This window comes from Dermacoccus sp. UBA1591 (assembly GCF_002322065.1).
Lineage (GTDB): Bacteria > Actinomycetota > Actinomycetes > Actinomycetales > Dermatophilaceae > Dermacoccus > Dermacoccus nishinomiyaensis.
This window is the reverse complement of the sequence record NZ_DCNR01000054.1, coordinates 46,666-57,177: the sequence shown is the minus strand read 5'-3', so window position 1 is coordinate 57,177 and position 10,512 is coordinate 46,666. Positions and strand designations below refer to the sequence as shown.

Sequence of the window (10,512 nt, the reverse complement as noted above, 5' to 3'; positions counted from 1 at the left end):
GCGATGTCGGGGTAGATGCGGTGGTGGGCCATCGGGTGGCCGTTGACGAAGCCGTTCGTCTCGGACGGTTCGCGCAGCGTCAGCACCGCCTCGGCGAGGCGACGGTCGCCCGCCGCGAGCGTCGCGCCGAACATTCCGCCCTCCGCGATCTGCGGCGCGCCCTGGCTGAAGGGGTGCGGGCGCGTCTGCCACATCGAGCCGAGCTTCTTCGGGTAGCCCTGGTGCAGGCCGCGGCCGATGGCGAAGTCCTTGTCGACCCAGATGTAGACGCAGCGGCTGAACGTGCGGCCCTCGTAGGAGCAGCGCACGACGACGAACGCCTCCTTGTACTGCGCGCGCACCGGGTCGAGCAGCTCCTCGCGCGACGAGCTGCACGACTGCCAGTCGGCCCAGATGAGCGCGACGGCGCCCGGGTCCTCGTCGGCGAGCTCCAGCGGTTCGGGCAGCAGTTCGCGTACGCGCTCGGGGTTCGTGCGGTACTCGACGGTGAGCAGGTCGCCCGAGTAGTACCACGGCGGTGACGGGATGATGCCCGACGTGCCGCCGACGGTGCGCGGGTAGAAGAAACCCTTGAGTTCGGGGGATTCGCTCATGGCAGAGCCCTTTCGGTGTCGGCGCGTGTGCGCGCGGCGAGGGCGTCGAAGTTCCTTCGCCGTAAATCGTTCGTATCCGTACGACACACGCTAGGCTACCCGATCATGAGGGTTTGTGTGGCGTGAGTCACACGGTATGTTCGGACCCGAACGAAACGTGCGCACCCCGACCCGGCAACCGTCGAGGTTCGCTCACAACGGCGTGAGAGGCGACGAGGCATGACGAACTCAGGGAGCAAGTCGAGCGAGCCGGGGGCCGTGGCCGAGGCCATGGCGAAGTGCCGGTCGGAGGGCATCGACGTCATCCGCCTCGGCTACTCCGACATCATCGGCACCGACCGCAGCAAGGACCTGCTCGTGAACCGCTTCGAGCGGACGACGGGTCACGGGGTCGCGTTCTGCCGCAGCGTCTACGGCACGACGCCGATGGGCGACGTCGTCGACATCGAGGGTGGGCTCGCCGCCGGCCTGCCGGACATCGTCGCGCGCCCCGACATCGAGACGCTGACGCGCGTGCCGTGGGAGCCGGGCGTCGCACACGTCATCGCCGACGTCTTCAACCCCGACGGCTCGCCGTCAGCCGAGAGCCCGCGCTACGTGCTGAAGAACGTCATCGAGAAGTTCTCCTCGATCGCCGGCACGCCGATCTGCGGGCCCGAGCTCGAGTTCTACGTGCTGCAGGAGGACGAGAACTCCGATTCCGGCTGGTCGCGCTACGGCGAGATGAGCGGCAACGTCTACGTCAGCGGCCTGCGTGGTGACCCGGAGAACGTGCTGCTGCAGACGCTGCGTCAACTCGGCGAGTACGACATCGAGGTCGTCGCCGCGAACCACGAGTTCTCGAGCGGCCAGTTCGAGATCAACCTGTGGCACTCCGACGCGATGGACGCCTCCGACCGCGCGTTCCGCTTCAAGGCCGCCGTCAAGGAGATGGCGCGGGCGCGCGGCAAGCTCGCGACGTTCATGGCGAAGCCGTTCAACGACGAGGGTGGTTCCGGTTTCCACCTGCACTTCTCGACGCAGGACGCCGACGGCAACCACCTGTTCGACGACCCGAACGGCGAGCACGGCCTGTCGAAGGTCGCGCACCACGCGATCGGCGGCATCCTCAAGCATGCGCCGGCGCTGACGGCGCTCGCGAACCCGACGATCAACTCGTACAAGCGGTTCGGGCCCGACACGCTCGCGCCGTGGCTCATCGACTGGGGCCTCGACAACCGCAGCGCGATGGTGCGCATCCCGCCGGAGCGCGGCTCCGCGTCGCGTCTCGAACTGCGCCTCGGCGACGCGTCGGCCAACCCGTACCTGCTGACGGCGGCGACGCTGGCCGCTGCCTACCTCGGCATCCGCGACGAGATCGACTCCGGCGAGCCGCTCGTCGGCTACGGCTACGACCCGGAACGTTCGCCGATGCTGCCGTCGTCGCTGTGCGCCGCACTCGACGCGCTCGAGGCAGACACCGAGATGCGTGAGGTGCTCGGCGAGCAGTTCGTCGCGACGTTCCTCGCCTACAAGCGCAACGAGATCGAGCGCTTCAACAGCTTCATCACCGACTGGGAGTTCCGCGAGTACACCTACCACCTGTGATCGCGCCCGCGACCAGGCGCTTCGCGCACCCTTCCCGATTTTCCTGCTGAACGAGGAGAGACGACATGACCATCATCGACCAGGGCGCAGCTCCCGAGGCCGACGCCGCGTTCGACGTCGCCGACGTCGACTTGTCCAACATCGACCGCTTCCGCGACAACGAGGGATGGGCGCAGTTCGACGCGCTGCGTCACGCCGACCCGGTGCACTGGACGGAGGAGAGCGACGGCAAGGGCTTCTGGGCCGTCACGAAGTACGACGACATCTGGGTCGTCGACAAGGATTCCGAGACGTTCACGTCGGAGCAGTTCGTCAACCTCGAGGACGTCGACGACGACCTCATGGATTTCCGCCGCTCCATCCTCGAGACGGACGGCGCCCGTCACGCCGCGCTGCGCAAGCTCATCCAGCGCGAGTTCTCGCCGCGCAACCTGCTGAAGAACTACGAGGCGTTCCTGCGCGAGCTGACGAAGAACACCGTCGACGAGGCGAAGAAGGCGTCGCCGAACGGCGAGTTCGACTTCGTCGAGAAGATCTCCGCGGACTTCCCGATCCAGGTGCTCGCGCGTCTGCTCGACGTGCCGCGTGAGCACACGGGCCAGCTCATCCAGTGGGGCAACGAGATGGTCGCGAACACCGACCCCGATTACACCGAGCACCTGCTCGACTCGCCTGAGTCGGAGAAGTACCGTCACCTGCCGTTCCGTTCGCCGACGGTTCAGGACGTGTGGGACTACGGCCGCGACCTGCGCGACAAGCGCGTCGGTGGCGACGGCAAGGACCTCGTCTCGATCCTCGCGAACAAGATGCCCGAGGACGGGGTTCCGCTCACCGACCAGGACTTCAACAACTACTTCTCGCTGCTCGTCATCGCCGGCAACGAGACGACGCGTCACGCGATCAGCCAGATCATGCTCGGCCTCATCGCGCAGCCCGATCAGTTCAAGGCGATGAAGGACGACCCGTCGCTCATCGAGTCGGGCCTCGAGGAGCTGCTGCGCTGGGCGTCGCCCGTCTACCACTTCCGTCGGACGGCGACGAAGGACGTCGAGCTCGGCGGCAAGCAGATCAAGGCCGGCGACAAGGTCGTCATGTGGTTCGCTTCCGGCAACCGTGACGAGGACGTCTTCCCCGAGCCGTACAAGATCGACGTGACGCGCAAGAACGTCGATCACATGACGTTCGGCAAGGGCTCACCGCACCTGTGCCTCGGCAACAACCTCGCGCGCCTCGAGGTTCGTCTGCTGCTCGAAGAACTGCTGCCGCGCATCGACTCGATCGAGCTTGCCGGCGACGTCAAGCGCGTGCGCTCGAACTTCGTCAACGGGGTGAAGAAGCTCCCGGTTCGTGTCCAGTGGGCCAACTGACGCGGCGAATGACGCACGGTGGCGGGTAACTCACGGGTTGGCGCGGAACTTCGCGCCTACCCGTGAGTTACCCGCCTCGCTGCGTGGGCACCGGCAACGCGATGTCGACGTGGTCGGTCGGTTCGCGCGGCCACCCGAAGCATCAGTCCTCGACGATGACGAGCAGGCCCTTGTCGGCGATGACGGCGTCGAGGCTGACGCCTGTGAGGTCGCCGACCGCCTTCTTGAGCGTCTTCTCGGGGTCACCGTCAATGACGGACGTCGGCTCTCCCTCGACGGGCTCGCCGTCCTCGGCGGTGATCTGCGCGTCGTCGAGCGACAGCATGCGGCTCGACTCGCCGGCGTCGATGATGAGCAGCCACGTCTTCGAGCCGCCCGCGAAGACGGCGGTGACGGCTTCGTCGGCGATGTCCGGGATGAGGTCGGGCTGCAGCATCAGCTCGTAGCCGACGAGGACGACGGCGTCGCGCTCGTCGTTCGTGCGCGCCGTGAAGGCGCCGACGTAACCGGCCGGCAGGGCGTTCGAGATGGCTTCCTCACCCGTGACGTAGTCGGTCGTCGCGTCGAGGATGCCGCTGGGAAGCTCGTCGATCGTCATGCCGGGAAGGACGGCGAACGCCGTGTTCATAGCCATGCCCCCAGCCTACGGGGCGTGCGATAGAACGACATGACCCGGCGCGGGGTGATTCACCCTCCGCCCGAATCTTCGACTCGCTCGCATACGGCGTCTTGCCGTGGTGCCGGCACGCAGCGCGGGTGGCCCGCGCCGGGATGCCATCGCGGGGTGCGCTGCGCGGCCTCAGGCCATGGCGCCGCGTGAGGAAATCGGTCGAACAGTGGCCACGAACCGCCCTACGATCGGGTATGGACACCAGCCCGGACCCTCTGCAGCGCCTGAGCAAGCACCTCGCGGCGCGCCGGCGTGACGACATCGAGGGGCGCCCGGTCGTCATCCTCGCACCCGTCCTGGCAAGCGCGACCCGTCACGTCGTGCAGGCCCGCGAGAACGGTGCCGCGCGCATCCTCGTGATCACGTGGGGCGACGGCACCGGCCCGCTGCCCGAGCCAGATCGGATCACGGTTCACCGCTTGGCGATGAGCCCGGTGCGTGACGTGGTCGATGAGGTACGCGCCTGGCAGCACCTTCTGCGGGAGTCGGACGACGGGGTGGGCGCGGTGCTCGACGCGTTCGACCCCGAGGCGAGGGCTGTCGTCATCGTCGCGCTCGCTCTCGGCGCTGATTCGTTCTACGAGCGACGCACCTACGGCGCGCGCAGCGAGACGCAGGAGCGGTTGGAAGACAAGACGCTCAGCCGCGAGCTGTGGGAGGCGGCAGGCGTCCCGCATGCGCCCGAAGAGGTCGTCCCAGCACGCCTCGACGAGGTGCGAGGGGCCGCCGCGCGTCTCGATCGCGGTGTCGGAACGGTCTGGTCGGCCGACGCGAGCGAGGGTCTCAACGGTGGCGCGGTGCTGGTGCGGCACGTCACGGACGACGGCGCGGCCGCATACGAAGCGCTCGCGCCCCATGCCGAGCGGCTGCGTCTCATGCCCTACCTCGAAGGTGTGCCCTGCTCCATCCACGGTCAGGTCGCTGACGACGGCGTCGCCGTCCTCCGGCCGGTGGAACTCGTGATGCTGCAGCCCCACGGCAGCGATCGCTTTCGTCAGGCGGGCATCTCTTCGTGGTGGGATCCGGCGCCGGCTGATCGCGATCAGATGCGCGCCACCGCCCGCGCTGTCGGCGAAGTGCTCGCGCGGCGCCATCACTACCGCGGCTCCTTCGGCATCGACGGCATCCTCACCGCTGAGGGTTTCATCCCCCATGAGCTCAATCCGCGTCACAGCGGCGGCATCTCAACGCTCGGCAAGGGCCTCGAGCGGTTCTCGTTGCTCGACACGCACCAGCACTTGCTCATCCACGGCACGCTGCCTCTGGCGATGACGCAGTTCGAAGACCTCGTTGTCGAGGCGTGCGACGCGGCGCGAATCGGCTCTGCCTACCTGGCGACGGAGGCCGTGCAGGCCGCAAAGACGACCACCGTTCATGTCTGCGGTCACCCGGGGCCCGACGCGCTCGTCACCGATGACGTGCGTGGCGCGCTCCAGGTCGTCGACGACGAGGCCGGGGCGACGGGGCAGCTCGAGATCGGGCCGGCGTCGATGGGTGCGCTCGTGCGTTTCACTCCCCTCGCCATCGAGCCGGGTGAACGACTGGCACCCTGGGCGCTCGCGGCCTATGAACTGGCTGACCGCCTGTGGGGCACCGGATATGGCGACCTCGTCGCTCAACCGCAGGTGCGCTGACAGAAAGGCACTGTTCGTCCCGGCGGCGCGTACCTCGGAGCGCACGGTCTCGAGGCGTCGGCCCGGGTGTTCGCGGCGGCTATCCAGGACGCAGGTGAGTCACGAAGTGCAGGGTGAGTCGCTTCCACATGACTCACCGTGCACTTCGTGACTCACCTGGCCGTACGCGCGTGTGACGGGCCCGGCGATGCGTCAGATGCCCGGCTCGGCGACCTCTTCGTCGGGCAGGGGAGCGTCGCGTTCGGCCGTGGCGGCCTGTCGGGCGAGGGCCTCGGCAGCCGCGTGGATCTGGTCGATGACGGGTTCGGTCTCGGGCTTCATCGTCACGCTGCGCAGAATGCGCGCGCCGACGAGGGGTTCGCCCTCCTGCGCCGACCCGGCGCTGCGCTCATCGATGACGTGCCCGCGCGCGGCCATGTCGTCGGCGTCCACCTGATACGTCGCGACGAACAGCGACTCGTCGCGCGGGGCATTCATGCCGGCGGTGAGGATCGCGCCGGAGCGACGGTCGATGTCGGTGAGCGAGTCGCCGATCGGGAAGTAGCTGACGATGTCGAGGTCCGGCTCCTGGTACAGCTCGAACACGTCGGACGCACGCAACTTCTCGGCCCACGCAAGCGCAGCGCGACGCCCCGGCGCGACGACCTCACCCATGCCCTCACGCGTCAACGGCATCAGCTGCAGCGTCATCCACAACGCGGCCGCCGACGCACCGGAGCGCGAGCACTCGAGCGAGATCTCGCCCATGTGGATGTCCTCGCCCGTCGTGAAGTACGTGTACGGCGAGGTGTGGTCGTAGAAGTTCGCGACGTTCGGATCCCTGAAGATCACCGCGCCGCAGCCGTACGGCTGAAGGCCGTGCTTGTGCGGGTCGATGACTACGGAGTCGGCCTCGTCGATCGCGCGGAACGCCGCCGCCACCTCGGGCGCGAGCAGGGAGTCGTCGTCGGCGAGGAGACGGAAGAACCCACCGTACGCGGCGTCGACGTGGACGCGGACGCCGTACTTGCGGCACAGCGGAATCGCCTTGTCGATCGGATCGACGGCGCCGAGCCCCGTCGTCCCGGCCGTCATGACGACGGTGCCGATGCCGCCGCCCTTGAGGAACCACTCGAGCGCGTCAAGATCCATGCGTCCGCGGCTGTCGGTCGGGATCGACACCGACGGCACGTTGAGCAGGTGGCTCATGCGCCCATGCGTGTAGTGCGCGTCAGCGCTGTGCGCGATCGCCTTGCGCGGATGCGTCTCCCGCGCCACGAACAGCGCCTCCAGGTTCGCGACGGTGCCCGAGGTCGTCAGGTGGCCGAGGTGGCAGAGTCGGTTCCCGTCACCACATTCCTCTGGCTCGTCTCGGCTGCTCGCTCCGGGCCTCGCGTCGCTCGTGTCCTCACTTGCAGTTCGACGAGCGGTGCACCCGAACATGCGCGCAATCTCATCGACCGCCTCGACCTCCATGCGCGTCGTCGCGGCGCCGGCGTCGAGGTCGTGGTTGTTGGGGTTGATGAGCATCGTCGTGAGATACCCGACGACGGCCGCCGGGTGCGGCGGCTTCAACATCTGGCCGACGTAGCGAGGGTGGAAGAACGGGTAGTTGACGCTCAGACGCGACGTCAGTTCGTCGAATGCCGCCTTGAACTGCGCGTGCTCGACGCTCTGCGCCGGATGCGGGGTGGAAGGGCCGTACTCGTTCATCCACTCCGTGATGAATCGCGTTGCCTCGCCGAGGTATTCGGTCAGCTGCGGCATCGCGTCGGCCGACAGCCCGGGCACGCCGGCAGCAGCTGTGGCGCCGTCAGGCGGGGTGATCGTCATGGTCGTCTCCGATGCTCGCGCGTGATGTCAGGCAGTGGTGCCCTGCACATTCTGTGACGTGGGCCACGTGAAATCGACGAGATGGGGCTAGGCTCCTCGATACCTGCTCTCACTCTCTGCCATGCCTTCTGGGCATGGCCTCATCGGAAGGTCGCCCGTCGTGGAGCTGCGAGTCCTGCGCTACTTCGTCGCGGTCGCCGACGCCGGATCGGTGACGGCGGGGTCCGCGGCGTCGCACGTCAGCCAGCCTGCGGTTTCGCGGCAGTTGCGGGCGCTCGAGCGCGAGCTGGGGGTCGAGTTGCTCGTCCGTTCCGAGGGTGGGGTGCGGCTGACAGCGGCCGGGGCCGAACTGCTCGTGCTGGCCCGCGGCCTGCTCGAACAGGAGGCGACGCTCAAGCGCACTGCGGCGTTTCTCGCGTCCGGGAGGCTCACGTCGTTGACGATCGCCGCGCCGAGCACGACGCTCAGCGACGTCATCGCACCGTTCCTCGCGGCGGGCCCGGCGCGGGGTGCGTTGGCGCCGGAGGTCAACGTCGTCAGCCGTTCGACGAGTGAGGTCTTCGCGGCGCTCGGGGAGGGCGCGGACATCGTCGTCGCACCAGCCGTTCCGCCGCCGGAGGTGGCGTCGATGCTGATCGCCGAGTTGCCGGTGCGCGCGTACGTCGGCGCCCGGGGCGTGCTCGATGGTGAGGGCGCCGAGCGTGACCGCTCGGTGAGTCTCGAGGCGCTCGCACGCGTCGACCCGCTCGTCATGCTGCCGGGCCGACACCCCGTCAGCCAGGTGTTGACGCGCGCGTTCGCCGAGGCGGGCCTCGCGCCACAGCACGTGCAGGAGGTCGACTCGCCGGAAGCCGCCCAGGCGCTCGCGGCCTCGGGGCGCGGCGTCGCGGTGCTGACGAACGACACCCGGTTCGGGCTCATCCCGCGCCGCGTGCGTGACGCCGACGGCTCGGTGCTGACGATGCCGCTGCACGCCGCGTGGACGCCGACGCATCACGCCGTCGACGAGATCGCCGCCCTCGCCGCCGAGCTGCGTGACTTCTGTGCGCGGCTCTACCGCGACGACCTCACGTCCTGAAAGGCGCGCCCGCCTGATCGGGCGTGAACATCGCCCGAGAACGCGTCGACCGTGATGCGGATCCGGGCAACGTTGACGCCCGCGTCAGTCGAGGCTGTCGAAATGCTCCGCGCTCCAGCCGACAAGGGGGTAGAGGGCGTCTCTTACGTCGGTCTCTTCGAGAACTCGGGCGTCAGCCGGCGCCATGTGGCGCCGAACCTCGCGTTCGAATAGGTCAACGCTCATCAACTCGCGGCGACCTGCTCCAGGAACCCGTCGACGAGGACGCCGGCGCGGCGGCGGCCTTCGTCATCCCATTCCTTCGCGGCAGCGATCTCGGCGTCGGCGTCGCGCCCGAGGGAGGCGAGCATCTCGCGTCCGCCGTCGTCGCACCAGCCCGTCAGCATCTCGCTGGAGAGTTCGGGATGGAACTGCACGGCGAGGTTCTTGCGCAGCACGAAACCCTGCGACGCCATGTCGTTGCGCGCGAATTCGACGGCGTCCGGCGGCACCTGCCAGCGGTCGTAGTGCCAGGCGAACCACTTGCCACCGGGCACCATGTCCTCGCGTTCGCTGCTCACCTCGACGAACCCGATCTCCGGTTCGGGCGCGCGCCCGACCGAGCCGCCGTGCGTGCGCGCCAGAAGCTGCCCGCCGAAGCAGATGCCGAGGACGGGGACGCCCGCGGTGTCCGCGTCGCGCAGCAGCTGCATCTCGGGCGCCAGCCATGAGCCGATCATCTCGTCGTCCCACGCCGACCAGTACGAGCCCATGACGACGAGCGCGTCGAACTCGCGCACGTCGGGAAACTCGACGTCGACGCCCGGGTTCTCGAAATCCTTCTCCGGCACGACCTGGAAGAGTGTCTCCTCGTAACCGCGCTCGCGAAAGCGATCCGCGACGGCGCCGGGGGGCGAACAGTGGTCGTGCTGGACGATGAGGACGCGCTTGGTCATGATGAACTCCTGGCGACGGCCCGCACGACGATCGAGGCGTCAGGCGGGGGCGATTGGGCGGCGTGCTCCCACGCTAGGCCAGATCGTTCGCCCCCGAAAGACTTTGCGGCGATGGAATGTTGCCTGGGTCACACACCCGTCATGAACATGCGTAGACTGACAACTCGTTCGCACCCGAACAACATCGCGTCGTGCGTCGCCTCCCTGCGTGCAGATGCACCCGGGTGCATCTGTACGCAAGGAGGGCGAGACGGCGCGCTGTGCCCAGTGAAGGAGACAGGCATGGTTTCGGAATCGACTCAGCCCGAGGCGAAGACGCTTCTCGTCGTCGACGGGATCGACGACGCCGCCGACGGCGTCCGCCTCCTGACGCTGCGCGCCGCCGACGGCGCAGACCTGCCCGAGTGGGCCCCCGGAGCGCACCTCGACCTCGTCCTCGGCGGCGTGAGCGACGCCGAGTTGAAGGACGCCGAGCAGGGTGACCTGCCCGAGCACGACCCGTTCGACGAACTCATCCGTCAGTACTCGCTGTGCGGCGACCCTGCCGACCGCAGCCGCTTCCAGGTCGCCGTCCTGCGCGAGAGCGAATCGCGAGGCGGTTCCTCCTACATCCACGAAACGCTGAAGGTCGGCGACGAACTCGTCAGCTACGGCCCACGCAACCACTTCGAACTGCGCAAGGCGCCGACGTACGTCTTCGTCGCGGGCGGCATCGGCATCACCCCGATCCTGACGATGGTGCGCGCCGCGCAGGCGCAGGGCAAGAACTGGCACCTGTACTACCTCGGGCGCAGCGGGGCGACGATGGCCTTCCGCGACGAACTCGCCTCCTTCGG

The 10,512-nt window shown here is 68.3% G+C and carries 9 protein-coding genes; 5 read left to right on the top strand and 4 right to left on the bottom strand.

What is annotated here, in order from left to right:
• The coding region (locus B2284_RS05905) for an acetoacetate decarboxylase family protein (RefSeq protein ID WP_286697294.1) at positions 1 to 593 on the bottom strand (593 nt) is incomplete at its 3' end.
• A 219-nt stretch (positions 594 to 812) separates the two neighbouring features.
• Between B2284_RS05905 and B2284_RS05900 the strand changes: the two genes are divergently transcribed.
• On the top strand, positions 813 to 2,180 hold the full coding sequence (locus B2284_RS05900) for a glutamine synthetase family protein (RefSeq protein WP_038566505.1): 1,368 nt from the start codon (positions 813 to 815) through the stop codon (positions 2,178 to 2,180).
• Positions 2,181 to 2,245: 65 nt separating this feature from the next.
• Complete coding sequence (locus B2284_RS05895; RefSeq protein WP_006947078.1) at positions 2,246 to 3,547, top strand: cytochrome P450; 1,302 nt, start codon at positions 2,246 to 2,248, stop codon at positions 3,545 to 3,547.
• A gap of 142 nt (positions 3,548 to 3,689) precedes the next feature.
• Here B2284_RS05895 and B2284_RS05890 read toward each other — a convergent pair whose 3' ends face one another.
• Entirely contained in the window at positions 3,690 to 4,181 is a 492-nt protein-coding gene (locus B2284_RS05890) for a hypothetical protein (RefSeq protein WP_131940319.1), read from the bottom strand.
• 230 nt (positions 4,182 to 4,411) lie between these two features.
• Here B2284_RS05890 and B2284_RS05885 point away from each other — a divergent pair, with 230 nt between their 5' ends.
• Positions 4,412 to 5,851 (top strand): ATP-grasp domain-containing protein, encoded by a 1,440-nt coding sequence (locus B2284_RS05885; protein ID WP_074045882.1) that lies wholly within the window; start codon positions 4,412 to 4,414, stop codon positions 5,849 to 5,851.
• A 192-nt stretch (positions 5,852 to 6,043) separates the two neighbouring features.
• Here B2284_RS05885 and B2284_RS05880 read toward each other — a convergent pair whose 3' ends face one another.
• A complete protein-coding gene (locus B2284_RS05880) occupies positions 6,044 to 7,663 on the bottom strand; it encodes a pyridoxal phosphate-dependent decarboxylase family protein (protein WP_136788167.1) in 1,620 nt (539 codons plus the stop codon).
• Positions 7,664 to 7,823: 160 nt separating this feature from the next.
• On the opposite strand from B2284_RS05880, the gene B2284_RS05875 reads away from it, so the two are divergent.
• On the top strand, positions 7,824 to 8,741 hold the full coding sequence (locus B2284_RS05875; RefSeq protein ID WP_170957159.1) for a LysR family transcriptional regulator: 918 nt from the start codon (positions 7,824 to 7,826) through the stop codon (positions 8,739 to 8,741).
• Positions 8,742 to 8,965: 224 nt separating this feature from the next.
• On the opposite strand, the gene B2284_RS05870 is transcribed toward B2284_RS05875, so the two are convergent.
• The gene (locus tag B2284_RS05870; RefSeq protein ID WP_136788163.1) at positions 8,966 to 9,676 is read right to left on the bottom strand and encodes a type 1 glutamine amidotransferase; all 711 of its coding nucleotides are present in this window, start codon (positions 9,674 to 9,676) and stop codon (positions 8,966 to 8,968) included.
• Between the two features lie 282 nt (positions 9,677 to 9,958).
• On the opposite strand from B2284_RS05870, the gene B2284_RS05865 reads away from it, so the two are divergent.
• The coding region (locus B2284_RS05865; RefSeq protein WP_286697293.1) for a ferredoxin reductase at positions 9,959 to 10,512 on the top strand (554 nt) is incomplete at its 3' end.